Source organism: Desulfatitalea alkaliphila, assembly GCF_022968795.1.
Lineage (GTDB): Bacteria > Desulfobacterota > Desulfobacteria > Desulfobacterales > Desulfosarcinaceae > Desulfatitalea > Desulfatitalea alkaliphila.
In genome coordinates, this window is the sequence record NZ_JALJRB010000021.1 from 20961 (window position 1) to 47111 (window position 26151).

The 26151-nt window shown below is 56.8% G+C and carries 24 protein-coding genes; 2 read left to right on the forward strand and 22 right to left on the reverse strand.

Annotated elements, in window-relative coordinates; genetic code table 11:
• Window positions 1–109: 109 nt before the first annotated feature.
• The 21 genes from MRX98_RS16135 to eno all read right to left on the reverse strand — a co-directional run bounded on the left by MRX98_RS16135 (window position 110) and on the right by eno (window position 22348).
• A complete protein-coding gene (locus tag MRX98_RS16135) occupies window positions 110–325 on the reverse strand; it encodes a hypothetical protein (RefSeq protein ID WP_246912169.1) in 216 nt (71 codons plus the stop codon).
• A gap of 173 nt (window positions 326–498) precedes the next feature.
• The gene (locus MRX98_RS16140; protein ID WP_246912172.1) at window positions 499–687 is read right to left on the reverse strand and encodes a hypothetical protein; all 189 of its coding nucleotides are present in this window, start codon (window positions 685–687) and stop codon (window positions 499–501) included.
• A gap of 172 nt (window positions 688–859) precedes the next feature.
• Window positions 860–1846, reverse strand: coding sequence for an NAD(+) synthase (gene nadE / locus MRX98_RS16145; protein ID WP_246912175.1), 987 nt, complete (start codon window positions 1844–1846; stop codon window positions 860–862).
• Between the two features lie 85 nt (window positions 1847–1931).
• Window positions 1932–2354, reverse strand: a complete 423-nt coding sequence (gene hepT / locus MRX98_RS16150; RefSeq protein WP_246912184.1) for a type VII toxin-antitoxin system HepT family RNase toxin — start codon at window positions 2352–2354, stop codon at window positions 1932–1934.
• Complete coding sequence (mntA, locus tag MRX98_RS16155; protein ID WP_246912187.1) at window positions 2347–2772, reverse strand: type VII toxin-antitoxin system MntA family adenylyltransferase antitoxin; 426 nt, start codon at window positions 2770–2772, stop codon at window positions 2347–2349. Before mntA ends, hepT begins: the two co-directional genes overlap by 8 nt.
• 14 nt (window positions 2773–2786) lie before the next feature.
• Complete coding sequence (locus tag MRX98_RS16160) at window positions 2787–3785, reverse strand: DUF3473 domain-containing protein (protein WP_246912189.1); 999 nt, start codon at window positions 3783–3785, stop codon at window positions 2787–2789.
• Between the two features lie 204 nt (window positions 3786–3989).
• Window positions 3990–5330: an outer membrane beta-barrel protein gene (locus MRX98_RS16165; protein ID WP_246912191.1), complete on the reverse strand. Its 1341-nt coding sequence runs from the start codon at window positions 5328–5330 to the stop codon at window positions 3990–3992.
• 86 nt (window positions 5331–5416) lie between these two features.
• Window positions 5417–6004 carry a polysaccharide biosynthesis/export family protein gene (locus tag MRX98_RS16170; protein WP_246912200.1) on the reverse strand — a complete coding sequence of 196 codons (588 nt, stop codon included), beginning with the start codon at window positions 6002–6004 and terminating at the stop codon, window positions 5417–5419.
• 270 nt (window positions 6005–6274) lie between these two features.
• Window positions 6275–6535 (reverse strand): type II toxin-antitoxin system Phd/YefM family antitoxin, encoded by a 261-nt coding sequence (locus tag MRX98_RS16175; protein ID WP_246912203.1) that lies wholly within the window; start codon window positions 6533–6535, stop codon window positions 6275–6277.
• Between the two features lie 103 nt (window positions 6536–6638).
• The gene (locus MRX98_RS16180) at window positions 6639–7649 is read right to left on the reverse strand and encodes an NAD-dependent epimerase (protein ID WP_246912206.1); all 1011 of its coding nucleotides are present in this window, start codon (window positions 7647–7649) and stop codon (window positions 6639–6641) included.
• 269 nt (window positions 7650–7918) lie between these two features.
• On the reverse strand, window positions 7919–9280 hold the full coding sequence (locus MRX98_RS16185) for a UDP-glucose dehydrogenase family protein (protein ID WP_246912208.1): 1362 nt from the start codon (window positions 9278–9280) through the stop codon (window positions 7919–7921).
• Window positions 9281–9450: 170 nt separating this feature from the next.
• On the reverse strand, window positions 9451–10842 hold the full coding sequence (locus MRX98_RS16190) for a TIGR03013 family XrtA/PEP-CTERM system glycosyltransferase (protein ID WP_246912218.1): 1392 nt from the start codon (window positions 10840–10842) through the stop codon (window positions 9451–9453).
• Between the two features lie 116 nt (window positions 10843–10958).
• Complete coding sequence (locus MRX98_RS16195) at window positions 10959–11792, reverse strand: polysaccharide biosynthesis tyrosine autokinase (RefSeq protein WP_246912231.1); 834 nt, start codon at window positions 11790–11792, stop codon at window positions 10959–10961.
• Between the two features lie 32 nt (window positions 11793–11824).
• On the reverse strand, window positions 11825–13420 hold the full coding sequence (locus MRX98_RS16200) for an XrtA system polysaccharide chain length determinant (protein WP_246912234.1): 1596 nt from the start codon (window positions 13418–13420) through the stop codon (window positions 11825–11827).
• A gap of 14 nt (window positions 13421–13434) precedes the next feature.
• Window positions 13435–14811 carry a sigma-54-dependent transcriptional regulator gene (locus tag MRX98_RS16205; RefSeq protein WP_246912256.1) on the reverse strand — a complete coding sequence of 459 codons (1377 nt, stop codon included), beginning with the start codon at window positions 14809–14811 and terminating at the stop codon, window positions 13435–13437.
• A 1029-nt stretch (window positions 14812–15840) separates the two neighbouring features.
• Entirely contained in the window at window positions 15841–16926 is a 1086-nt protein-coding gene (locus MRX98_RS16210) for a sigma-54 interaction domain-containing protein (protein ID WP_246912258.1), read from the reverse strand.
• Between the two features lie 12 nt (window positions 16927–16938).
• On the reverse strand, window positions 16939–17310 hold the full coding sequence (locus MRX98_RS16215) for a response regulator (RefSeq protein WP_246912260.1): 372 nt from the start codon (window positions 17308–17310) through the stop codon (window positions 16939–16941).
• Between the two features lie 414 nt (window positions 17311–17724).
• Window positions 17725–17955, reverse strand: coding sequence for a PEP-CTERM sorting domain-containing protein (locus MRX98_RS16220; protein WP_246912264.1), 231 nt, complete (start codon window positions 17953–17955; stop codon window positions 17725–17727).
• A gap of 202 nt (window positions 17956–18157) precedes the next feature.
• The gene (pyrG, locus tag MRX98_RS16225) at window positions 18158–19810 is read right to left on the reverse strand and encodes a CTP synthase (RefSeq protein WP_246912267.1); all 1653 of its coding nucleotides are present in this window, start codon (window positions 19808–19810) and stop codon (window positions 18158–18160) included.
• A gap of 237 nt (window positions 19811–20047) precedes the next feature.
• Window positions 20048–20983 (reverse strand): outer membrane lipoprotein-sorting protein, encoded by a 936-nt coding sequence (locus MRX98_RS16230; protein WP_246912270.1) that lies wholly within the window; start codon window positions 20981–20983, stop codon window positions 20048–20050.
• A gap of 87 nt (window positions 20984–21070) precedes the next feature.
• A complete protein-coding gene (gene eno, locus MRX98_RS16235; RefSeq protein ID WP_246912276.1) occupies window positions 21071–22348 on the reverse strand; it encodes a phosphopyruvate hydratase in 1278 nt (425 codons plus the stop codon).
• Window positions 22349–22641: 293 nt separating this feature from the next.
• Here eno and MRX98_RS16240 point away from each other — a divergent pair, with 293 nt between their 5' ends.
• Together MRX98_RS16240 and MRX98_RS16245 are read left to right on the forward strand one after the other, a co-directional pair.
• Entirely contained in the window at window positions 22642–23073 is a 432-nt protein-coding gene (locus MRX98_RS16240; protein ID WP_246912278.1) for a hypothetical protein, read from the forward strand.
• 171 nt (window positions 23074–23244) lie between these two features.
• Complete coding sequence (locus tag MRX98_RS16245) at window positions 23245–25686, forward strand: type II secretion system protein (protein WP_246912288.1); 2442 nt, start codon at window positions 23245–23247, stop codon at window positions 25684–25686.
• A gap of 131 nt (window positions 25687–25817) precedes the next feature.
• Here MRX98_RS16245 and MRX98_RS16250 read toward each other — a convergent pair whose 3' ends face one another.
• Window positions 25818–26048 (reverse strand): hypothetical protein, encoded by a 231-nt coding sequence (locus MRX98_RS16250; RefSeq protein ID WP_246912292.1) that lies wholly within the window; start codon window positions 26046–26048, stop codon window positions 25818–25820.
• Window positions 26049–26151 lie beyond the last annotated feature (103 nt).

Genomic DNA, 26151 nt, shown 5'->3' on the forward strand with positions numbered 1-26151 from the left:
AAGATGGTGGATCCGCTTCGCTTGATCCACCCTACGGTTGATTCAGCATAGGGTTGATCCGCCCTGCCCTTTTATGATTTCTCGGATTAGATCGGGATGGTGTGTAAAATCATTTAATTTCTCTTTTCCATGCTCTCGTGCGCAGATCGTTCAGGTTAATCTCCCTTTCTTTCCATATTCCAAAAAGTTTTCTGATATCTGAAGTATTTTTCAATTTGTCTACTTTATCCAATTCATGAAACTCAAGAAAGGAGAATTCCTTTAACAGGCTTATAACAATGTCTTTTTTTGATTGGTCTTTTATGTCTATCAATATTTTGCTCATTAGATATTCACCTCTATTTTAAGCTGTCGGATTTATAGACAACATATAGTTTGAGATCTTTGTCGTCAAGCCGGTGATAGATTCTTGGAATTAGACATAAACTGTCTTGTGTTCGTATTTCTTTATAAAGTGGCTGCTAATTTTGTCCCTTTTTCTCGTGATTTCGACATACATCAGCGGGGGTCACGCTTTACATCGGTTTCAAGTGTCTTGCGTAGTTGGTCTGTGTTCGGCAGGTCCTTCCATGCACCGGCCAATTTCCGGATGTCATCCGGCCAATTCATAGCAGTTTGATTGGTTTTGATATCAGGCCCCCAACGCCTTTTGGAGGTGTTGTCACTGGATTTGATGATGATTTTCATTTTCGTTTCAGGAAAGATGGTGGATCCGCTTCGCTTGATCCACCCTACGGTTTATCCACCCTGGTCTGTTTGATTGTTGTTGGTGGTTGGTTGGGGGCGGTTTGTCCACTCTGCCCTGTTTGGATATTGTTGGTTGTTTGTTGGGGGTTGGGGGTGGATTGGGCCGGTTGTTTTAGGGTTCGATTTCTGGGACTTTTTCGATCAGCAGGGGCGGCAGGTGCAGGTAACGGGTGGTTGAGCGTTTGGTGTCGATGTCGTCGTATACGCGTTGGACCTGGTCGGGGGTCAGGTTGACGGTTTGGGCGACTTGGTCGGGGGTGTAGCCGTTGTTTTTGCCGTAGAGGCAGAGGTCCATTTTGTCGTAGGGCAGTGAGAAGTAGAATTCGTCCTGGCCTTGGGCAAGGGAATAGGTGTCGGTTGTGGGTGGACGGTGGCGGATCTTTTCGGGTACGCCCAGGTGGGCGGCCAGTTGGTAGACTTGGGTTTTGTAGAGGTGGGCGATGGGTTTGATGTCGGCGGCGCCATCGCCGTTTTTTACGAAGAAGCCCTGGTCGTATTCGAGCCGGTTGGGGGTGCCGGCCACGGCGTAGTGCAGGCGGTCGGCGTGGTAGTATTCGAGCATTTTGCGGGTGCGCTGCTTGAAGTTGGTGGCGGCGACGATTTCCAGGTAGGCTTGCAGGGGCAGCCGTTGTTTGATGGTTTCGCCTTCCGGGGATTGGGCCACGATGGAAAAGAGGTTGAAGGCGTTGGATTGGGTGACGTTGGTGCTGACGATCTTGGATTTCCATCCGGTGGTGTACTGGGGGATGACTTGGCGCACGGCGTCGTCGTAGCGGGTGTAGAAGCCTACGGCGGTTAGGATGTTTGAGATGTTTTCGGTTACGTGGGCGACTTTGAAGGTGTCGGCCACGAGGGTGCTCAGCTCGAGGGTGTCGTCGGCGGAGTGGCGTTCGGGCATGAGCAGGGCCAGGATGCGTTCAGGGCCTAAGGCTTTGACGGCCAGGCCGAGGGTGACGCTGCTGTCGATGCCGCCGGACAGGGCGACGATGAGGCCGCGGCGTTTGAGTTGCTTGGTGAGCGTTTCGCGGATTTGGTTGGTTATTTTTTGGGTTTCTTGTTCGGGGTTGATGTCCAGCAGGGATTGGGTGAAGGGTTTCATGGTTTCCTTCGTGGGTTTGGGGTTGGGGGTTGATGGTTGTGGGTTGGTTGTTGTTGGTTGTGGTTTATGAATTGCTATCCGGTTTTCATTTTGTTTTGAGCCAATTGATGATGGCCTTTTGAAAGTGATGGAAATCATCGAGGTGCTTTCGTAATATCCCCACAACGATTTCCACATCAACCCTGTCATAATGATGAACGATGATGTTTCTGAATTTTGCTATTTTTTCCAGCGTTCGACAAAGGTCCCCATCGATAATTGTGTTTTCATGCAATACCCGGAAGGTGTCGGCGTAACTGTCAGGCAACCTGAAGCCTTGATCGGAAATGATGTGCCCAGCGATATCCACGCAGGTTTCAATCATCATCTGCAGGGTTCGTTCGATGATGCGCTGCAATTTCCAATCCGCACGATATGCATCGGTAGATGTACCCCTAAATTCCGAGATTTGCTGATAATATTGCTCAAATTCAGATATTTTCCGCAGAATCAATGTCTTATCAACCACCCAAATACCTCCTGGTCAGAATCTTCGATTCTATATTACGGTGATAATCGAAATATTTTCTCATCGTGATGGAGAGGTGCCGGTGGCGAATGTGTGGCTGCCGGTCGGTGAGCCTTTTGCTGTTTTTGAGGATGTTCATGCTGATGGGTAAGGTGGCTTTGTTGAGGATCACCAGATCGATTTCGTCGGTTCCCAGTATATCATTCAGGCATCCCAGGATTTCCATTTTTGCTTGCGCCAGTTCGTCGTCATGGGTCAGATAGACGGCGATATCCACATCGCTGAGGGGTGTTTGTTTACCTTTGGCCAGACTCCCGAAGAGTAATGAAAAGGCCACGTCCGGTCTTGAATCGAGATAGGCGGCGGCGGCTGGGATGCGCTCAAGGATGTTGTTTGGTAATTGGTTGGTTTTGATCATTGGTATGGGTTTGATTAGGGGGTGTTGGTGGATCCGCTTCGCTTGATCCACCCTACGGTGTTGTGGGTTGTCGGTTGTTGGTTGTGGGTTGGTTGTTGTTGGTTGTTGTTGGTTGTGGTTGTGGTTGTTGTTATGGTTTCGATGTATTGGGTGCAGGTTTGGAAGCGGCAGTGTTTGAAGCGGGTGATCAGGTGGTGGAGCCGGGTTTGGGTTTGGTGGAGGTTCAGGTAGTGGCGCCAGGTGTTGAGGGTCGGTTTTGTTTGGACTTTGGGTTGATCCGGGTCGAGTTCCCAGGGGTGTATGTAGAAGTGGTAGACGCCTGTTTTTTGGAGGATATGGCGCACGCCGGCGTTGAACAGTGGTGGTGGTAGAAGGCGGAAATAGCCGCCGCCGCCCCAGGGGATGGTTTTGCCGGCCAGTTGCAGGTTGCTGATGGGCAGTTCGTGGAACTGCTCGCCGAGTTGGAGCGCCATTCCTGTTTGTTTGTGGTTGTTGCTGATGCGGCCGTAGCGGTGGTTCATTGCGAAGGAGTTGTAGCTGGCGTCGTAGCGGTAGCCGCATTGGTGGATCATTTGCAGGACGTTGTCGTCGATGGAGAAATTGGGGGCACGGTAGCCGTATACGGGTTGGCCTGTGAGCGCTTCGAGGCGTTGTTTGCTGGTGCAGAGGTCTTCCAGGAGGTCAGCGGGCGCCATTTGGTTGCACAGCAGGTGGCTGTTGCCGTGGGAGGCGACTTCGTGGCCGCGGTTGTGGATTGCTTGGACCAGTTGTGGGCATCTTTGGGCGATCCAGCCGAGGATGAAAAAGGTGGCTCGGATGGGTTTTTTGAAGCTGTCGAACAGGTCCAGCAGGCAATGGGTGTTGGTTTCGACGCGCAATGGGTGTTCATGCCAGTGATCGGGCGGAAACCAGGGGCGCAGGTTTTCGACCTGGAACCAGTCTTCGACGTCGATGGTCAGAAGGATGGTTGGCGGTGATTGTGTTGTTGGTTTGGCGGCTGATTTTTGGTGCATGGGTTTGGTGGTGCGCTATGGGTGGTAGTGTTGGAGGATTATGGTTTTGAATTGATGGATGTCGGCAAAATTCGATGGTGGATCCGCTTCGCTTGATCCACCCTACATTGTATGGCGTTATACGGCCACGGTATTCGGGTTGTAGGTTGTAGGGTGGATCAAGCGGAGCGGATCCACCTTTTTCTGCCGGGCGATGGATTGAATTCAATTCCAGCGGTAGGGCCTTGTGGGGCTCATGGTGATGACGAGCATGACGCTGTTTTCGGTGTACTCTTCGGTGGGTATGTCCGATAAACGCTGGCGGTAACTGTAGGTCAGGCCGATGTTCATCCATTGCAGGGCCTGGTAGCCTATGCCTGCTCCGGCGCCGATGGTCTGCTCGCTGAGCTCCGGTGTGTCGTTGGGGTAATCGTCGTAGCGGTAGGCGCCGTAGGCGGTGGCTGAGATGCGGCGGGTCAGGTTGTAAAGCAGGCCCAGCCCGCCTTCGTAGTAGATGTTCAGCCCCCGGACCTCGGCCCCGGTGTCGTCTATTCGGTAGCCGCTGCCGCCGGTCAATTCGATGTGGCCGGAACGGAAGGGCCAGCGTTTGAACAGGGCCGCTTCTACCACGAAGCCTTCTTCATTGGGGGTATCGGAGTCCCGGAATTCCTGGATTAAATAACCGCCGGCGATGGAGATGGAAGCGTTTTCCTGAAACTGGTAGCGCATCCCAGCATTGGGGTAATAGATTTGGTAATCTTCGTCAGTAGGTTCATCAAAGTACAAGACGGTGTGCCGGTAACCGACAAAACCGGTCAGGGTGGGTGTGAATGAACGCATCAGGCTAAGAGCGCCGTTGTATTCCTGGCGGTCGTTTTCATCCACATAGTCGCGGTGCGAATAGTAGCCGTCCAGTGTTACCCCCCATCTTTGTGTGAACCAATGTTCGATGCCCAGGGCGGGTTCCCAGATGCGGTGATCGGCGACGGTCGTGCCCGGCGTTGTGTCGATGTCCTGGAGAAAGCTGTAGGACAGCGCGGTGTAGAAGGTGTTGCGGGCGCCGTACTGGTGGTCCAACCGGCCCTCGGTTGTGTTGACACGATAACGGGTGCGGCCGCGCCGGGTGAGGTCCTCGCCGATGACGGGGCCTTCGGTGGGGTCGTCGGGTGCGAAATCGAGGGAGGTGTCCCGTGGGTTTTCGGTTTCGAGGTAGTCATTGGCCAGGGACAGGCGGGTGTTGCGGCGCAGGTCTTTCCAGGTGTAGACACGGGCCACATGGCGCAAGAAATCGAGGTCCTGGTTGTCCGCGAAGAAGCTGTAGGACGGGTTGTAGATCAGCTCGAGGCCGGCGGTGCGTCCCAGGAGTTGGCCGGTCAGGGTCAGGCCGACGGTGGTGATGAAGTCGTCCACTTCGTTGGTGGGCGTGAGGAAGAGGTTGTCGGTGTACTCAACCCCGGCGGCCAGTTCCGGGGTGAAGAGGAACTGGGCGGCGTTGGTGGGGGCCGCCATTAGTAAGAAGATGGTGATGATGATCAGGAACAGGGGTTTCGGGGTTGTATTTGGCATGGGGCCTCCCTGTTGGTGTTGGGGGTTGTGGGTTGGGGGTTGGGGGTTGTGGGTTGTTTGTTGGGGGTTGGGGGTTGGTATATTTTTTAAGGGACGATGATGGTGTCGTCGGCTTGGATTTTTACGTTTTGTTGGAAGTCTTTGTCGCGGATGATGTCGCGGTAGTTGATTTGGATGACTTTTTCTTGGCCGCCTTCTTGGCGGAAGAGGATGATTTCCTTTTTGGAGGCCCATTCGGTGAAGCCGCCGGCGAGGGCGAAGGCCTGGAGAACGGTGAGGTCTTTGAGCAGGGGATACTCGCCGGTGTTGACCACTTCGCCGAGGATGTAGAAGCGTTGGCTGCCGGCGTCTCTTATGGTGACGGTGACGTGGGGGTCGGAGATGAATTCCTTGAGGCCGGTTTCGATGGTGTTTTTTAATTCGGTTGGGGTTTTGCCGGCGGCCTGGACGTCGTTGAGCAGGGGGAAGGAGATTTGGCCGTCCAGGCGGACCAGGATTTCTTCGCGTGAGAAGTCGGGTTCGCGCCAGGTGACGATTTCGAGGATGTCGCCGTTGCCGATGCGGTATTCTTGGGCGTGGGTTGTGTTTGCGGCGAGGGTGATCAGGGGGATGGTGAGGATGGTGGCAATGAGGGTTTTTAGTTTCATGGGTTGCATGGGTTTTGTGAGTTTCATGGTGGGTCTCCTGATGGGTGCGGGGTTGGTTTTTGGTTTTTGGTTGTTGGTTGTTGGGGGTGGGGGGTTGGTGGGTGGAGGGTTGGTGTTCGGTTTGGTGGATCCGCTTCGCTTGATCCACCCTACGATTTGATCCACCATACGATTATGTAAGAGTTGTTGGGTTCGGATACCACCCTTGATTATTTTTCCATCGCTTTTTCTTGATCCATGGCAGGGTGGAGGATACGGGCAACTTCTATGGTGCCACTCCGTTTTTGTAATGCGCCATCAACCATCCAACTCTTTTTCAAGTTCATCGAAGAATGCTTCCCCGTCAATGACTTCACCGCGCTCGATCTGGTCAATGCCTGTTTTAATCTCCCGACGCAAGCGTTCCAGTTTCAGTGCCTGGTATTCCTCATACTCATGCACCGGCAACACGATGGCTGTTGTCCGGCCTTTCTTCGATATCGCTACGGCCTCGCGTTGCACTGTATCCATCAGCACCCCGAATTTATTTTTCGCTTCCCCGGCCGGCATCGTTCTCATTTTGAACCTCGCTTTTTCTATTAAAAAAGATATGTCCATAATAGACATTATGGACATTAGGGTCAAGAAGGTTCGTTTTCCACACCTTTTATACCGGCTTGTTTTAGGTGTTGTAGTAGGCTTTGTACCAGGTGATGAAGTTTGCGATGCCTTGTGACAAGGGGGTGCTGGGTTTGAAGTCTATTGCGGCGGTTAGGTCGTCGATGTCGGCGTAGGTGGATGGGACGTCGCCGGGTTGTAGGGGGAGGTATTGTTTTTCGGCGGTTTTGCCCAGTGCGTTTTCGATTTCGGTGATGAAGTCGGTTAGCTGGACGGGGTTGTTGTTGCCGATGTTGTAGATGCGGTACGGGGCGTAGGAGGTGCCGGGGTCGGGGGCGTTGCCGCTCCAGTGGGGGTTGGGTTGGGGCATGTGGTCCATCAGGCGCACGACGCCCTCGACGATGTCGTCGATGTAGGTGAAGTCCCGTTGCATTTTGCCGTTGTTGAACACCTGGATGGGACGGCCTTCCAGGATGGCCTTGGTGAAGAGGAACAGGGCCATGTCCGGGCGCCCCCAGGGGCCGTATACGGTGAAGAAACGCAGCCCGGTGCAGGGCAATGCGAAGAGATGGCTGTAGGTGTGGGCCATCAGTTCGTTGGCTTTTTTGGAGGCGGCGTAGAGGGATACGGGGTGATCCACGTTGTGGTGCACGGAAAAGGGCATTTTGGTGTTGGCACCGTAGACGGAACTGGATGAGGCGAACACCAGGTGTTTGATGTTGTGGTGGCGGCAGCATTCCAGGATGTTGACGAAGCCGACCAGGTTGGCGTTGACGTAGGCCTGGGGATTCTCCAGGGAGTAGCGCACGCCGGCCTGGGCGGCGAGATTGACGACGATTTGCACGGCGTTGTCGGCGAAGATGGTGTTCAGGCTGTCGCGATCGGCCAGATCGACCCGGTGAAAGATGAATTCCGGATGGGCCTTGAGTTGTTCGAGCCGCGCTTGCTTGAGGCGGACGTCGTAGTAGTCGTTGACGTTGTCCACACCGATGACGGTCCGCCCTTGTTGAAGGAGGCGCAGGGACAGATGGAAACCAATGAAGCCGGCCGCGCCGGTGACGAGTGTGGTGTGCATGGTGACCTTTGTTGGTTGGTTGGGGGTTGGGGGTGGTGGGTTGGGGGTGGTTGGTTGTTTGTTGGGGGTGGAAGGTTGGTGTTCGGTTTGGTGGATCCGCTTCGCTTGATCCACCCTACATTGTCGGCATTGTAAGGGTGTAGGATGTAGGGTGGATCAAGCGGAGCGGATCCACCTTCCACCAACAACCCACCACCTTCCACCCACTACCCACAACCCACCACCCACTACCCACAACCCACAACCCACCACCCACAACCCACCACCCACTATATTTCTTTGGTTTGTTGGGTTGGGTTTATGATTGGGGGACGGCCTATGGCGTGGTAGGTGAAGCCGAAACCGGATAGCATGGTGGCGGAGTAGAGGTTGCGGCCGTCGAAGATCAGGGGGTTGTTGAGTTGTTTTTTGATTCTGGCGAAATCGGGGTTGCGGAACTGGTTCCAGTCGGTGAGGACGGCCAGGGCGTCGGCGTTTTGGAGGATGCTGTATTGGTCCTGCCCGATTTCCACCAGCGGGTTTTCTGCCAGGGCGGTGCGGGCGTTGTCGCCGGCTACGGGGTCGAAGGCGCGGATGCGCATGCCCAGGGCGGTGAGGGTTTCGATGGTATCCAGGGCGGCGGATTCGCGGATGTCGTCGGTGTTGGCTTTGAAGGCCAGGCCCCATATGGCGAGCACTTTGTCCGTAAGGGGGGTCGGGCTGAAATGGGTTTTGATTTTCTCGGCGAGCACCTGCTTCTGATGCTGGTTGACGCGGTCCACGGAGAGGGCCAGCTCGGGGGTCATGCCGTGCTCGCGGGCGGTGTGGATGAGGGCCTTGACATCCTTGGGAAAGCAGGAGCCGCCGTAGCCGACGCCGGGATAGATGAAGTGATAGCCGATGCGCCGGTCGGAGCCGATGCCGACGCGCACATCCTTGATGTCCGCCCCTACTTTTTCGCACAGATTGGCGATTTCGTTGATAAAGGAAATTTTGGTGGCCAGCATGCTGTTGGCGGCGTACTTGGTCATTTCGGCGCTGCGGATGCCCATGACGATCATCTTGTCGCGGCTGCGGGCAAAGGGGCCGTATAGGGTTTCCAGAAGTTTGGCGGTGCGGACGTTGTCCGTGCCGACGATGACCCGGTCCGGTTTGAGGAAATCGTTGACGGCGTCGCCTTCTTTGAGGAACTCGGGGTTGGAGACCACATCGAATTCGATGCGGCACTGCCTTTTGTCCAGTTGTTCCTGGATGATGCCGCGCACGCGGTCCGCAGTGCCCACGGGGACGGTGGATTTGTTGACGATGATTTTGTAATCTTCCATGGTTTGGCCGATGGCTTCGGCCACCTGGTCCACATAGCGCAGGTCGCAGGAACCGTCGCCGTTGGGGGGCGTGCCGACGCAATTGAAGACAAACAACGCATCGGCCATGCCTTGTGCCAGGTCGGTGGTGAAGGTGAGCCGGCCCTCCTGGCGGTTGCGCTCGACAAGGGGTTCCAATCCGGGTTCGAAGATGTGGATGCGGCCTTGGTTGAGTTGTTCGACGATGGTGGGATTGACGTCGATACAGGTGACCTGGTTGCCCATTTCCGCGAAGCAGGCGGCGGCCACCAGGCCCACGTAGCCGGTTCCGACGATGGAGACGTTCATGTGGTGGATCCTTTGATGCTGTATGGGTATTGGAATCGAAGAAGATTGACGAACGGCATAGCTCCGCTCGGTCGATTACATAGAGGGTGCAAACGATGGTTCTGTTTTAGTTTGTGTTGTCGCCGTTGTAAAAGTGTTTTTCGGAAAAATGATCGAACGTGAACAAGCCTTCATCTTCCCCTTCCGAAAAGAACGGTTTTGACCGTTCTGGCAACGATCATGATGTCCATCAGAATCGACATGTTCTTTATGTAGAACAGGTCGTAATTGAGCTTTTCGATGGCATCCTCCACGGAGGCACCGTAGCCGTAACTCACTTGGGCCCAACCGGTCAACCCCGGTTTGACCGAAAAACGCTCGCCGTAATAGGGAATGATCTCTTCCAGCTGCTTGACGAAATGCTCGCGCTCCGGCCGGGGCCCGACGAAACTCATTTGCCCTTTGATCACGTTCCACAATTGGGGCAGCTCGTCGATGCGCCACTTGCGGATGAAGTGGCCGACGCGGGTGATGCGGTTGTCGTTGTCCTGGGCCCAAACCGGTCCGGTCTCTTTTTCGGCGTCGCTGCGCATGGATCGGAACTTGTGCACCATGTAGGGCTTGTGGTGCCGCCCTACCCGCTCCTGGGAGAAGATCGCGGGCCCTTTGGAGTCCAGCTTGATGACGATGGCCACCAACAGGATCAGGGGCATCAGCACAATCAGCATGGCGGCGGAGAGCACCAGGTCGACGGTACGCTTGATCAGCTTCTGGGCTTTTGTTTTCTGAAACCCCTCGGAAAAGATCAGCCAGGCGGGATTGATCTGTTCCACGATCAATTTACCCGTGAGCATCTCGTAAAACGTGTTGCCTTCCAGAATGTCGATGCCGTCCACCCGGCATTTGAGCAGTTCCTTGACGGGCAGGGTGCCGCGCTTCTCTTTGAGGGCGACGACGATCTTGTCGACGCGCATCTGCTTGGCCAGATCGCACACATTGTCGAAGTGGTTCTGGCAGATCATGCCGGCGTTGCTGCTGCAGGGCCACACTTCCCACGGTTTGTCCGAAAGCACGGATGCGATTTCGTACCCGCAATCCTTTTTTTGTTGAATCTCGTTGGCGATTTCGTGGGCCGTGTCGCTGGAGCCCATGATCATGATCTTCTGGTTGAACAAGCCCTTGTTGAGAATCTGGGTGTAGCCGATGCGCCAGGCAATAATCAACAGGAATACGAAGGCGATGCTGACGATGAAAATGCCCTCTCCGATGATGAAATCGGGAAAGAGGAAATAGAACAGCGCCAGCAGGATGGCGGCGGCACCGAGGGCTTGCAGCAGGCGGATGCCCAGCTCGCTGAGCGTGTCGGTGATTTGCAGGTCGTAGAGGTCATTGTAGTACAGGCAGGCCTGGCAGGTGATGGTGATCAGCAGGACCTTGAGCAGCAACGGCGGGTCGAAGTGCACTTGATCGGACCCGATGATCAACAGGCAGGCAATGACGACGGACAAGAAAATGAAAATCCCCTCGCCGAAAACGAAGATGGCGTTGCGAACGGGATAGTACTGTTTGAAGAGTCTCAGCATGGTTCCGGTCCAGTTTCGTAAAGCCCTACCGGGCGATTCGCTGACCAACCGCATTCGGCCTGTGGGCGTAGGAACGGCAAGGAGGTGCCGGATCCGCTTCACGGTTTCCAGACTGCCTATTCACGGTAATAGCCCTTGCTGTAGCCGTAATATTTTTTGACCGACTGTTGTGCCTGGTTCAGTACGATGCCCAAAATCTTCTCCTTGCCGATCTGCTCGATGGTGTCGGTGACGGCCGAACGGGGGGTTTTCCCCGAACGGACCACCATCAGTACACCGTCCACCTGTTTGGCGATGGCTGCCACTTCAGCGGCCATGGAGGGCGGTGGTGAGTCGATGATGATGAACCGATCATCATAACGGTGCACCACCTCGTCGAGCATGGTTCGCATGCGCTTGGACGAAAGCAGTTCGGTGGGATTGCGCGGCGGCCGGCCGCCCGGCAGCAGGGTAAGCCTTGGAAACGGTGTCTTGTGCAGCAATGTCTCCAAGGGCGCCTGGCCGTTGAGGTAGTCGCTGAGACCACGTGTGGTCCCGTACCCGAAACAGGTGTGCAGGGATGGACGTCGAATGTCACAGTCCATCAACAGGACGTAATCTTCCAGCCCGGCGGCAATGCTGATGGCCAGGTTGGCGCTGACGAAGGATTTGCCGTCCCCCGGTACGGCGCTGGTGACCAGGATCGATTTGGGCGGATTGCCCTCGGCCGGAAAGAGCAAATTGGTGCGCAGCACCTTGAACAGCTCGGCTTCAACCGACTGGGGCCGGTGATAGGTGATCAGGTTGATATCCAGCCGGGTGTCACTGTGCTTCAAGGCGTTGCCGACAAATTGCACCACGTTCTCCTCGGGTGCCTTTTCCGTTCGCTGCCTTTCGGGCATCGCACGCCCACCTTCGGCAGGCTTTTCTTGTTTGTCGGCCTTTTCCAGCGCATCGTAGATCTTTCCCATAAGCATTCCTTTTGGCTGTGGGTTGCAGCGCCCTACAGCACCGCGATCTTTTGTAACAGGGCCGCAACCGGCTCCACGCCTTTGACGGTGAGCAATCCGAAGAGACCGACCAAACCCAGCACAACAACCCCGAAAACGGCCGAAGCGCAGACATTGGCCCATTTGAGGACTTTGTCGCGACGCCGCATGATCCGTGGGATGGCGGTGATCACGGGCAATCCGTATTCGGCTTCCAAATCCTCGGGTTTTCGGTAGGACGGCTTAATGACAAACTCCGTCAGAAACACCAAACCACCGCCGATGGCCAATCCCAGGGCCATGGTCATCATGAACATTTTGCGCACATCGGGGGCAATGGGGCGTTGCGGCACCTGGGCAGGGTCGACGACCCGGAACTGCTCGCCCTTTTGTTTGCGTTCCATGTTGACGGCGATGTCGGCCTCGATCTTGCGGGCCAGCAAAGAGTTGTAGCTGGCCTGGATGTTTTCATAATCCCGGCGCAGCCCCAGCAGCTCCTGTTCCCGCCGCGGGGTGTTCTCGATGCGCCTTTTGTAATAGGCGACCTGGCCTTGCAGCTCGTCGATTTCACGCTCCAGGGCTTGGATCTCCCGGCGCACTTCGCTGACCTGGGCGCGCACTTCTATCGGCACATTGGCGGCCGGCGGCGTGCTGCCGTCATCGGCGGCCAACCGCTGCGCTTCCCGGGCTTCAAGATCCTCTATTTGACGGATCAGTCGTTGAATGTCCGGGTGGCGTTCGGTGTAGCGCGCGCGCATGGCGTCCAATTGGGCTTTGAGCTCCTGCAATGAGGCGCCGCCTTCATCACCGCGGCGGTCGCCGCCGATCACCACCACGGACGGTCCGCGGGCCGATGCCTGGTTGGTCAAATCGGAAAGGCGGGCGCGGGCATCCCGCAGGTTCTGCTGGCGGCTGGAAAGATTTTCCTGCAGGCGGTCAAGAATACGCAGATTGGTATCGAGCTGTTCGGGCAGTTCACCCATATTGGTACGGCGGTAGGTTTCGATATTGCCTTCCAGAATCTCGAGACGGTCGCGCATGGCGGTCAATTCGGCATCCAAAAATTCACTGGTGCCCGCGGCCTGGCTCTCACGGACCACGATATTGGCGTTGATGAAGGAGCCGGCCAAACCGTTGGTCACCCGGGTCACCAGCTCCGGGTCGCGGCCCTTGAAGGCGATGGAGAAAGCATCCGTACCGCGCCGGTCACGGATCACCTCCACCGATATTTGGCGTCGCATGGCTGCGATTTTGTCCTCCATAAACATATTGGCCTGGGCAGGTTCGCTGAAGAGGTTGAAATCGCTTATGACTTTTTCCAGGTTGGTCCGGCTCATGATCTGCTGGGAAATGGTGCTGATGCGCTCTCCCGGGTCGGCGGTGACGATGGACCGCACGAAGGCCTCCGGCACCCGTTGGGGTTCGACCAGAATAAGCGTCTTGGCTTCGTAGGTGCGGGGCATCGTAAAAGCCAAGTAAATGCCTACGATCAAGGCGGCGGCAAGGGGCAGCAAGATCATCCACCGCCGTCGCACAACCATATCGATGATCAGATCGGGGGTGATTTTAGCGGGCATGCTCATCATGGCGGCACCTTTTTTCTTTGTCATTTAAAATCGATATGTTAAACAATCTCATAATTCCTCATTTTGTTCAACATCGATTTGTAGCTGATATTGAGCAGGGCCGCGGCCCGCTTGCGATTCCAACTGGTGACGGCCAGGGCCTGTTGCATCAGCTTCTTTTCCGTTCGCTGCACATAATGGTCGCAAATCGATTTGAGGGGCACCCTGCCCAGGGCCGCCATGCACTTTTGGATTTCGGAGGGATCCAAATCGGCCTCCATTTCAAAGGCGGCGGCCATGGTATCGCGGATGGTGGGTTGTGCCCAGGGTTGATCCGATTCGGCAAACAGGGATGTTTCGCTGCCCAAGTCAACCAACCGTTGCATAGTGTCGCACAGTTCATCCAAATTGCCCGGCCAGGGGTATCCGTAAAGCCGTTGGACCAAGTCGGCGGAGGGCAGCATGAAGCTCCTGTTGCGCCGGGCGCACGCCGCTATGACGAAGTGATCCATCAACAGCGGCAGATCCGGTTTGCGGTTACGCAACGGCGGCAGGTAGAAAGGAATCACGTTCAAGCGATAGAAAAGATCGCGACGAAAGCGGCGCCGCTCAACCAAATCAGCCAATCCAACTCCCGCGGTGGCGATGAACAGCACCCGCGAGGCCCACCAATTGTCCTCCAGCAGCAGCAATATTTTGGATTGGGCTGCAGCGTCGAGGCAGTGCACGTTGTGCAATAAGACGGTCGCTCCCTCGGGGCGCGTGCCTGCCTGCACCACGGATGCCGGCCACCAGCCGTCTCCGGCCGCGTGGGCGGCGGCCATCCGGTCGTGGTCTGCGCTCGCGCCATTGAGTTGGGCACAGTCCAAACGGATAAAGGCGCCTTCGCCGTCGATGCGTTGGGCGATCATGCGCGCCAGATGTTCCTTGCCTGTGCCGCTTTCGCCGGTAATCAATATGGGATCACAATTTTTGGTCACCCCTGCAAGGGCGGTGCGAATGCCACGGATCTCGGGCGTATCGCCGACCAGCAGTTCCTCTTGCAACGGTGCGGCGGGCAGCGGCGCACGCAGGGTGGTCTTCAACGCTTCGCAATCCAGTTGCTCCGCCAAGCCCGAGGCCAGGTACTGCACCGGAAACGGCGGATTCGACGTTTGTACGGGGTTCTCCATCATTGTTTTTGATAGCACCAGTAACCGTGCGCCCGATCTGCAGGCATGCAAGGCGCAGCCGAATCGCCACACGAGGGGGGTCGAATCGGTGCGCAGCACGACGGCCGCCGGGTCGATGGAGGCGAGGTTATCGAAACAATTGGTTTCCCGTTCGAAACAGAACACCCGCAGGCGTTCCCGAAGGAGCACGCTGCGCCAATGACCGCGCTCGGCGGCGCTTTTGGCAAATACAATAACAGGTTTCTGCAAGGAAGCGGTGGCCATTGTCTACTACATCCAGGTTGGTCGTTTTCGACATAAGGGCACTGTCGTTTCGATCCGAAGCGCTCAGGGCGCTCGTGTTGCACCTGAAAAAGCAAGGAACGTGCCGCCGGCCCGGTTTCGTCCTGCTTCCGATCCAGGCGCGTTTCACAATGGCAATTAAATTAGTATTTACAGTTTGATACGGAATTTGAAAACAGAAAGTAACGCTGATGCAGCTCCGGTGATCGACCTGCTCCCCCCTATTCCATCTATGTAACGGAATGCCACTTTTGATAACTGCATTGCCATGACGGTCATCGGTCGATGTCTGGGACATCAGTGCAATCGGCATGGGGATGGCGCACTGGTGCTTGGATACGGGGGGATACGGTTCGGATGAAAGAAAACAAACGCGACCGCACCTTCCTTCATGAGAAGTGCCGGGGTGGGCGCACTGATTGTGTTGCGTGCACGGAGGAACGAATTGGCCGCTATGCATCCAAAAGGGTAAGAACGTTACCGTTTCGAGGAACGCGTCGCCGGTCTTCAACATTCCGGCGATCCGCTCCCCTTCGTCTTTCCGGGATATGGAATGTATAGGAGAACTGCCTACGCTCGATATTTTTACGGCGACCGCCGTTATCTTCAATGGTTTTATCCACCCAGCTATCCCCTTGGTCGCTTTGGTGACGGGTTTTCATGACGATACGGTTTGTTCCTGTTGCAGGGTTGGTTGCCCGGCTTGCGTTGTGATGACCGTGGTGTCGTTGTCGTTATGCAATGTTAGAAACCAAGCAAATTTCATACCTTGGCCCAAGAATAATTGATTCGAAAGCGGCATTCATAACCTACCGATTGAATTAACAGGCAATTCCACGAAAACAAGGTTTCACCATCGGCAAACCAAACCCGATACCGGCAGCCCGTAGTTCCGTTCCATATGAAATTATCTACCAAATGAATGGTAATATTTTAACCAATCGGGGTTGCGGCGGCACCACAGGTTGCTGCCGGCGGCCGGCAGGCGACACCTCGGATCAATCCATCGGATCAATCCAAGGGATACCCACCGTTGCCGCTCGGGGGATTGATGCTGAGCTCGGTGATTTTGTTCAACAGGGTTTTGTAACTGACTTTGAGAATCTTGGCGGCTTTGCTGCGATTCCAATCGGTTTTGGCCAAGACGTAGGTGATGATCTCGCGCTCCACCTTGTCCACGGCTTTTTTCTTGGCTTCCTTGAGGGAAAAGGCGCCGTTGGCGATCAGATCCTTGTTGTCCATTTCCAGCAACTCGGAAATGGGGTTCCGGCCACGAACGGGTGGCGCCGGGTCGGCGCCGTTGGATTCCGGACTTGGCACGGGCGGAGCTGTTTGCTGAAGATTTTCCGGGGCTTCGAAAAGCTCGTCCACAATCTTGTCGGCGTCACCCAGTACCAGCATGCGCTTGAGGACGTTCTGCAGTTCGCGTACATTGCCGGGCCAGTGGTAGCGCATCAGGCGATCGACGACATGGGGATCCAGCTTTTGCACGTTAATGCTGCCCAGTTGCAACGCGAATTCCTGAAGATAATAGTCGATCAGGGGAGGAATATCTTCCGGTCTTTCGCGCAGGGGAGCGATGACGATTTTGATGATGTTCAACCGGTAGTAAAGGTCTTCCCGGAATTTGCCCTCCATGATTTCTTGCTTCAAGTCATGATTGGTGGCCGCGATAACCCACGTGTCGGTCTTGATATCCTTTTCGGATCCCAGGGGGGCGAATTCGCCGGTTTGCAACACATGCAGCAGTTTGGCTTGCAGCACGAGGGACATGTCGCCGATTTCATCCAGCAAAAGCACGCCGCCATGGGCCAATTGGAATTTGCCTTTGCGTTTTTGCTCGGCACCGGTGAAAGCACCCCGTTCATAACCGAACAGTTCGCTCTCCAACAACCCTTCGGGCAGTGCGGCACAATTGATCTTTACGAAGGGTTTTCCCATTCGCGGCGACTTCATGTAGAGGTTCTGGGCGATGACCTCTTTGCCTACGCCGCTTTCACCGAATATCACCGTGTTGAATCCGGTGTGGGCGACGTGCTCCACCAGTTCGCGAATTTTGCGGATATTTTCGCTAACACCTATGATCGGGGGTCCCATATCAGCCATATGCTATTTGTTCAGCAACTTCTGAGCAGCTTGTTCCAGCTCCGGTAGTTTGAAAGGTTTTTCCATCACCAAGTCGGCTTTGGCCTCCTTGGCGAGCGCCTCGGGATGCTCACCCCAGCCTGTGATGGCGATGACGGGCAAGTGCGGGTGCTTTTTCTTGACAATGGCGATAACGGCGACGCCGCTGATGTTGGGCAACACCAAGTCGGTGATAATCAGGTCCAGACCTTCCTTTTCATTTTCGATCACCTTCAGACCGTCCAGGCCGTTGGCCGCCGATAGCACTTCGTACCCCTTTTGCCTGAAATACTTGCACAAGGCCGACAACACCTCTTCCGTATCTTCGATGATCAACACTTTGAAAGGGGGACCCATCTATCGCTCCTCGATCATTGCAGCCGCGGCCCTCGGAATCCCGGTCGCTACCAGCCGGCCGCTTTCCACACGGAACCGGAATGTGATTCAACCGTATAATTTTGTATTATTAATTCAATCCGGGCGCCATGGCAAGACCAAGTTCAGCCAACAAGTCGGCGAACGGGTCGCGTACGGCGGATTTACCCTCCCGATCCGCAGGGCGAAAAAAGCCGCCGGGACTTGTTGGGGTGGGTTGTGGGTTGTGGGTTGTGGGTGGTGAGTTGTGGGTGGTGAGTTGTGAGTGGTGGGTGCCACCCCCCGACGGGGGGAGGGTGGAAGGCACGACGCAAGGATGCCGGACCCTGATGGGCCTTTTGGCAATATACGGATTTCGTGAGTTATAATAGGGGACTACGGAAGCCTGAAGGAAGATCAGCGCAGCAATTTTCGCTTTACGACACTACCGAAACCGATGAGGCCCACACCGAACAGCAACAGGCTCATGGGTTCCGAGAAAGCCCTTGCCGCCATGGGTTGTGTATCGCCGATGCCTGCCGCGGCGCTGACACACAACAGTACTACCGCGGCCACGCTTGAAGTAAGCAAAACAAATTTGAACGTCTTTTTCATCTGAGCACCCCCTTTTTCACTGCGATCTTTCATGAAGCTTGACAACCGTAAAGCAACAGCAATGCCAAAATCGAAGGGGTAGTGTTTTTAAAACCTATTGATCTTTATTTTCAGTGAGTTGAATACAATTCGAGAATTTGTCGAAAGGATAAAGAGGAGGTCAGGAAAGGCAAGGAATAGGTATTCCACACCACAGCTTAGCAAGAATTGTGTAAAGGACTACATACTCGGTGCGTTACACCTTGCGATACCCGGACTGCACCAGGGCGGCCTTGATGAAGTCGCGGAACAGGGGGTGGGGATTCATGGGGCGGGATTTGAACTCGGGGTGGAACTGGCAGCCGAGAAACCAGGGGTGGTCCTCGATCTCAACGATTTCGACCAGGTCCCCCGCGGGCGAGGTGCCGCTGATTTTCAGGCCGGCGGCTTCCAGCCGTTCGCGGTATTGGTTGTTGAATTCATAGCGGTGGCGGTGCCGTTCGGAAATCTCGCGCTGCCCGTAGGCCGTGTAGGCCAGGGTGCCATCGGCCAGGGTGCAGGGATAGGCGCCCAGGCGCATGGTGCCGCCTTTGTCCGAGGTCTCGTCGCGGGTTTGAACGGTTTGCCGTTGGTCGTCGTACCATTCGGTGAGCAGGTAGATGACCGGGTGGGCCGTGGCGGTGTCGATTTCCGAGCTGTGGGCCCCTGCCAGGCCGGCCATGTTGCGGGCGAACTCCACGACCGCCATCTGCATGCCGAGGCAGATGCCGAAATAGGGTACTTTGTTTTCGCGGGCGAAGCGCACGGCGCTGATCTTGCCTTCGATCCCCCGGGAACCGAATCCGCCCGGCACCAGGATGCCGTCCGCGTTGCCCAGCATCTCAGCGCAGTTTTCGGGGGTGATGGTTTCCGAGTCCACGAAAGAGAACGCCACCTGGCACTTGTTGACCATGCCGCCGTGGGTGAGGGCTTCGTTGAGGCTTTTGTAGGACTCGGTGAGATCCACGTATTTGCCGACCACGGCGATGGTCACCCGGTATTCGGGATTGCAGAGCCGGCGGCAGAGCACTTCCCACTCTTCCAGCCGCGGGGTGCGGGTCCAGATGTTGAGCAGTTCGACGATCTTGTTGTCCAGCCCCTCCTTGTGGAAAACAAGGGGCACTTCGTAAATGCAAGCCACGTCCTTTGCGGTGATCACGGCATCGGTGCCCACGTTGCAGAACAGGGCGATTTTGGACTTGATCTCCTTGGACAGGTAGCGGTCGGTGCGGCACAACAGGATGTCGGGTTGGATGCCGATGCTGCGCAGCTCCTTTACGCTGTGCTGGGTGGGCTTGGTTTTCACCTCGCCGGCGGTTTTGATGTAGGGCACCAGGGTCAGGTGGATGTAGAGCACATTGTCCTTGCCGGCGTCGGCGCGAAACTGGCGGATGGCTTCCAGAAAGGGCAGGCTTTCGATATCGCCGATGGTGCCGCCGATTTCGACGATCACGATGTCCACACCCTCGGCGACCAGGCGTATGCTGTTCTTTATTTCGTCGGTGATGTGGGGGATGACCTGCACGGTGCCGCCGAGGTAGTCGCCGCGCCGTTCCTTGGTGATCACCTGGTGGTAGATCTTGCCGGTGGTGAAATTGTTGTTGTGGCCCAGGCGGGCGTGGGTGAACCGCTCGTAATGGCCCAGGTCGAGGTCGGTTTCGGCCCCGTCGTCGGTGACGAACACTTCGCCGTGCTGAAAGGGGTTCATGGTGCCCGGATCCACATTGATGTAAGGATCCAGCTTTTGCAGGGTGACGGTCAAGCCGCGGCTTTCGAGCAGGGCGCCGATGGCGGCCGATGCCAATCCTTTGCCGAGGGAAGAGAGTACACCGCCCGTCACGAAAATGAATTTGGCCCCTTTTGTGCTCATGCCCGCCGCATTGCCTCCGTTATCGGTGTGGATGGAATGGTTGCCGCCGCCGATGGTTTCGATGGTGGTGGTTGATGGTGGTTTGTTACCACAAAGCGGGAAATCAGAAAAGGCGGATTTTGCGGGTGGTGGGTGGTGGGTTGTGGGTGGTAGGTGGTGGGTGGTAGGTGGCGGGTGACACTGGCAACTGGTTGCCGGTGTCACCCCCGACACCCCCGACCCCCTGTTTTGTTGGCCTTATTCTTCTTCGGTCATCTGCCCTTGCAATGCTTCCTGGATGAGCTGCCGAACCAGATCCTCTTCCGCCGACAGATCGTCCGGCGTAGTCGCCGCTTCAGGCGCGGAAGGCGCTGTCGGAACCGGCGGCGAGGCGATCAAACTTTCCGGGTCGAACCAATGTTCGGGCAAGGCAACATCGGTTTCCACCTTGCGCACGTCGATGCGCCGGACCAGGCGCAGGCCCTGGTAAACGGCAATCTGTGCGGGATACCACTGGCCGTCTTGTTGTCGCCACTGCCGATAGTGGAAGGTGACCCGCCGGGTCGGATCATCGCCGTGGATGCGAACCCAACGAAGCGGCAGCAGCCGCTCGCGATCGATCCACACCTGGGGTACCGATGGGTCCGGGTAGCGGGCGCCCAAAACATACACGATTCGCTCATCCGCAAGGCCCAGGCTGGTATTCTCCACATCCACACCGTCGGCCAGCAGCATGCGATGCAGATCTTGACGCGAACGAAACAGGAACAGCTCGCCGTAACGCTCATCAAGGGCGATTTTTCGGGCGACCGGGCGGCCGTCGACCAGGGTTGTGTGCCGATCATCGCGGGTGATGCGAATACGCAAGGATTGCCGGTATGGGGTTTCCGATCGCAATCGACCGGGGAAGGCGTAGAAAAGGGTTTCATTCAGCGACCGGGATGCCGCTTCGCCGGCGTCCGGTTCATCGAACACCACCAACTGCTCCACGCGCAGGGTGTCGGCGCCCGACAGGGCCCGCACCATCAGTTCCAGCACATGGGCGCCCTGGAGCATGGCGGCCGGGGCGGGGATGGCGGAAAAAAACCACAGCAACACGGTCGCCATCAAAACGCGCAACAGCCCGCATCCGGTGAAGGGACGAAGGGATTTGCATTTTCGGATGGCGCGGGGCATACGATCCATTTGCTTCATTGCTTCAATTCGATGGCCAAGGGCAGTCCCCGGGAGCATGCCATCGACGCCGGCAAGCGCGGCCGATGGCATTCCCGACGGCGGCGATCAGTCGCCGATGAAAATGTCCTGGGCATAGCGGCCGGCATCACCCAACTCCTCTTCAATGCGCAGCAGCTGGTTGTATTTGGCGACGCGGTCGGTGCGGGACATGGAGCCGGTCTTGATCTGGCCGGCATTGACCCCCACGGCCAGGTCGGCGATGAAGGCGTCCTCGGTTTCGCCCGAGCGATGGGAGATCACGGTGGCGTAGCCGGCCAGGCGGGCCATCTCGATGGCGTCCAGGGTTTCGGTGACCGTGCCGATCTGGTTGAGCTTGATCAAAATGGCGTTGGCCACCCCCTCTTCGATCCCCTTGGCCAGGATCTTGGGGTTGGTGACGAAGATGTCGTCGCCCACCAATTGGATCACCTCGTCCAACTGCTCGGTCATGCTCTCCCAGCTCTGCCAATCCTGCTCCGCCAGACCGTCTTCGATGGAAAGGATGGGATACTTCTCCAACAGGGCGACATAATAATCGATCATCTTTTCGGGAGTGAAGCTTTTTTTCTCCGATTTGAGGTGGTATTTGCCCTGTTTGTAAAACTCGGTCGCGGCCGCGTCCAGCGCCAGGCCGATGTCCTTGCCGGGAGCGTATCCGGCCACTTCGATGGCTTCCATGATGAGGGTCAATGCTTCCGCATTGGAGGAGAGGTCCGGAGCGAAGCCGCCTTCATCGCCCACGGCGGTGCTGAGCCCCTTGTCTTTGAGTATTTTCTTCAAGGCGTGAAAGGTCTCCGCGCCCATCTGCACCGCTTGTGAAAAGGACTTGGCGCCGAAGGGCACGATCATGAACTCCTGGATGTCGATATTGTTGGCCGCATGGGCGCCGCCGTTGATCACGTTCATCATGGGAATGGGCAACGTGTGCGCATTGATGCCGCCGATATAGCGGTACAGCGGCAGACCGTAGGCTTGGGCGGCGGCCCGGGTGGCGGCCATGGAAACGCCCAGGATGGCGTTGGCACCCAGCTTGGATTTGTTCTCCGTGCCGTCCAGGGCGATCAAGGCCTGGTCCAGCGCCATCTGATCGGCCGCGTCCATACCGATGATGGCGGTGGCGATGGTGGTGTTGACGTTCTTCACCGCGTTGACCACCCCTTTGCCGCCGTAGCGTTTGGCGCGGTTGTTGCGCATCTCCAGTGCCTCGCGGGTGCCGGTGGAAGCGCCGGAGGGCACCGCCGCCCGTCCCGTGGCGCCGCATGCCAGCACCAGATCGACCTCCACGGTGGGATTGCCGCGGGAATCCAGAATCTCCCTGCCTTTTACTTCAACGATTTCGGTCATGTCACCCCCCTTTTCTGTAATCTATAAATGGATATCCTGATCGTTCCCATCCACCGTACTTGAACATAGCGAAACCCCCTAATATCATTGGAGGCCTTCCTTCTTGACAATTTACGGGCGCATGTTACTCTGCCGCCCGGTGTCATGTCAAGGTGATGAACCGGGGCGAACAGGGCTATCGCATGAAGAAATCAAAATTTTAAGTTTTAAGTGTTAAGTGTTAAGTTTTAAGTTAATGAATTCTGCATTCAACATTCTCCGGCTACCTGCCGATAATATAAAGGAGGAACGTATTGGGCGCCACGGAAAGCAAGAGTTCATACAACGAAGGCCATCTTTTTGTCGCGGCGATGCGTGTCCTGGAACACCAGCACGGGGCGCCGCCGTCCTTGGAGCAGATCGCCGCCCTGCTGCGGCTGTCCAACGAACAGGTGGGGCTGATGGCCCGGCGCCTGCACGCGGCGGGTATCATCGCGCCGGTGGAAAAAGCGTTCGCCGACCGTTGGACAGTGGCCGATCACCTGAAGCTGGAAGATCTGCCCCGCGAGGTGGAAGCGTCCCAACTGGACAGCGCTTTGCAAAAATTTCAGGCTGAACGGGACACGATGACCCGAAAGATCGCGTCGATCAAGGAGCAGCAGGAGCGCAAACGCAAGGACCTGTTTGCCGATATCGAAAAGAAGCTCAAGAAAGATCTGGGCAAAGATACCGAGAGTAAGTTTTAAGTGTTACGTGTTAAGTTTTAAGTTAATGAATTCTATCTATTTTATTTTGACAAAGGACAGATTTGTCCGAAAAAGCGAATGATGCAATACGTGGAGATGTTCCGGATTCCACGCAACCATCTGCAAGCGACAGGAAACCTTTGGTCGGACCGATCCATGGAGGTAGTACCAATGGTTGCTTATAAACCACACCTGGCCGACCGATCCGGCTTCACATTGATCGAAATGGCCGTGGTGCTGGTCGTCGTGGGCATCATCATCTCCATTGTGGCCAGTGTGCTGCCGTCTCTGATCAGCACTTCCCGGATACGCCAGGCCCGGGCCGAACTGGAGAAGGTGGACCTGGCCCTGATCGGCTATCTGACCGCCAACGGCCGCCTGCCCTGCCCGGACAGCAACGGCGACGGCCAGGAAGACCGCATCGCGGGCAGCGCGCCGCCCACCGACGACAGTTGCGCGGCCTATGCCGGACGCCTGCCCTACGCCACCCTGGGCCTTTCATCGGCCCTCGATCCCTGGCAGGAGCCGATCCGCTACGCCGTCTATGAAGACATGGTGCGCACCCGCCACGACACGTTGTGCGCCGCCCCACCCTGCACCCTCTGCCTGAACGATTTCATCAACAATCCCGTCGCCGAACATCTCAGCACCAGCGACGGTACGCACCAAAACAATCAGGCCTACTTGATCGTCAGCGGCGGCGCCAAGAATCTATCCGGCAGCGGCGGCTTTTTCGACGGCCGCAACGCGGACGGCGACCTGGTGTTCGAAACCCCCAACCGCACCATCGACGCCACCTATGACGACATTGTGCGGGCCGTCTCTTTCACTTACCTGGTGGGCCGCCTGTGCAGCGGCAACATGGGCGGCAACAACCCATGGGCCGGCTGCGTGGACGAATTCGGGGTGGTGGATTGCGATCGCCCGGAGTGCGCCGGCCATCCGGCTTGTCTGGGCGGCGAAGATCTGCGGATAATCACAACCGTTCTCCCGGGCGGGAGGGTTGGTGGCAGCTACGCAACCGATTTAACTGCAACCGGCGGCAACACGCCGTATGAATGGCAACTGACCAATGGGGGTGGTTTTTTCGATATGGCTATCGACCCCTATACCGGCATGGTGAGCGGCACGTTGGATCAGTGCCCCGGCACCTATTCCATTGCCGCACTGGTGCAGGACACCACCGCGGCGGAAGACGACGGCCCCCAAACCGACAGCCGCACCTTTTCCCTGGAGGTGTCGGCCGACCTGAGCGTCCGCTGCACCAGCACGCCGGGCAGCGCTATCACCTGGGCCTCGCCCGCGCAGCAGGAACATTTCCGGGCCGACGGCGGACGGCTGGGACCGGTCGCCTGGAACCTGGACACCGGCGGCGCCGCCGGCTTCGCCGTGTACCCCACCGGGGACGATACCTGCCTACTGCGCAAAACCGGCACCACCGCCCCCGGCGTTTACACCTTCACTTTGGCCGCCCGCGACAGCGCCTGCAACAATAACAACGCCGCCCTGATCTTTCAGGTGACCGTGACGGCCGAAGGCGGCGCCACACCGGGCGCCATCGCCGGCGTTGTGGACCGCCTACGCTTCAGCACGTTTCAATCCTTCACGCCGGATATCGTCCACATGTCGGGTGCCGATTACGCCATCATCACCCGTGGCTGGTTCAACCAGGGGTACGTGCACGCGGTGGACATTGCCGCTAACGGCGACATCGGTACGCGGGACCACTTTGCGGTCTTTGAATCGGCGGCCACGGAAACGCCCCGCATCATAAGGGTCGACGGCGATGTGTACGCCATTGCCTACGTGTCAGGCGGCCGGGCAAGGGTGAGAACGGTCCGTATCACCAACGGCGGCCAATCCGTAACCCAGCTGAGTTCTTTGAACCTGGACAACAACTGGTCCCAACCGGTGATCCGACAAGTGGGCGGCAATCTGTTCGCCGTGGCCTGCAACGGACCGGGGGACAACGGCCGGTTGGCCGTTCTGGAAATCAGCCCGGATGGTCAATCCATCACCCGGCGCACCGCCTTCAGTTTCTCCAACACAAGGGGCGTGGTGGACCTAACACATGTGACCGACAACATTTTCGCCCTGGCCCATCACGGCAACCAGGACGGCTACTTGACCACCATCGCCATCGATGAAAACGCCGACGTGACATTGCTGGACCAACAGCGCTTTGTGCAAGGTGGTTGCAACCAGCCGCGCATTGCGGCAGCCGGTTCAGGTGTGTTCGTTCTCACCTATCAGGGACAAAACGCACAGGGTGTGGCCGCGACGGTCACCATCGCAGCGGACGGCGCCATCACCGTCCCTCCTCTGGACACCCTGGTGTTCGAAACCCAACAGGCCGCCGACCCGGTGGTGGTCAATGCCGGCGGCGGCGTGTTCGCCGTCGCCTACACCGGCCCGGGCAATCAGGGATGGTTCAAAACCTTCCTCGTCGATCCTTCCGGCGCCATCGGCGATGAGGTGCTCGACAGCCTGGTTTTCGAAACCGCCGTTTGCCGCGAGCCGGCCATGATCGCCATGGGCAATAATTTGTTCGTTGTGGTTTATCGTGGCCCGAACAATGATCGGGGCGAGATCGTCACCATCGCGCTGCAATAAAAGTTTTAAGTTTTAAGTGTTAAGTTTTAAGTTGAAGGAATTCTATCGGTTAGAGATGGTTGGGGTTGGTGGAGAACGGTGTAAGGGCGAGACGGTGTAATTGCCTGGTGAGCCAATCCGGGGCTACCGGATCAAAATCCTTTCCACTTGATTTCCACATGCACAAACAATCCGGTTGCCACGGGTGGCACTGGCAACTGGTTGCCAGTGTTGCGCAGCAACAAGAGGCCTTGCGCATCACTGCCGCCACCGGCAAGGCGGATAGCGTTCACGCCACATCCACAAACAATCCGGTTGACGACCCTTTTGTGAAACACCTCTTGGCCTTCGGCCACCGGCAACCAGTTGCCGGTGCCACCCACGACACACCCGACACACCCGACACACACACATTTATTTATATCTAAACGACAGAATTCATTAACTTAAAACTTAACACTTAACACTTAAAACTGCCATGGCGCC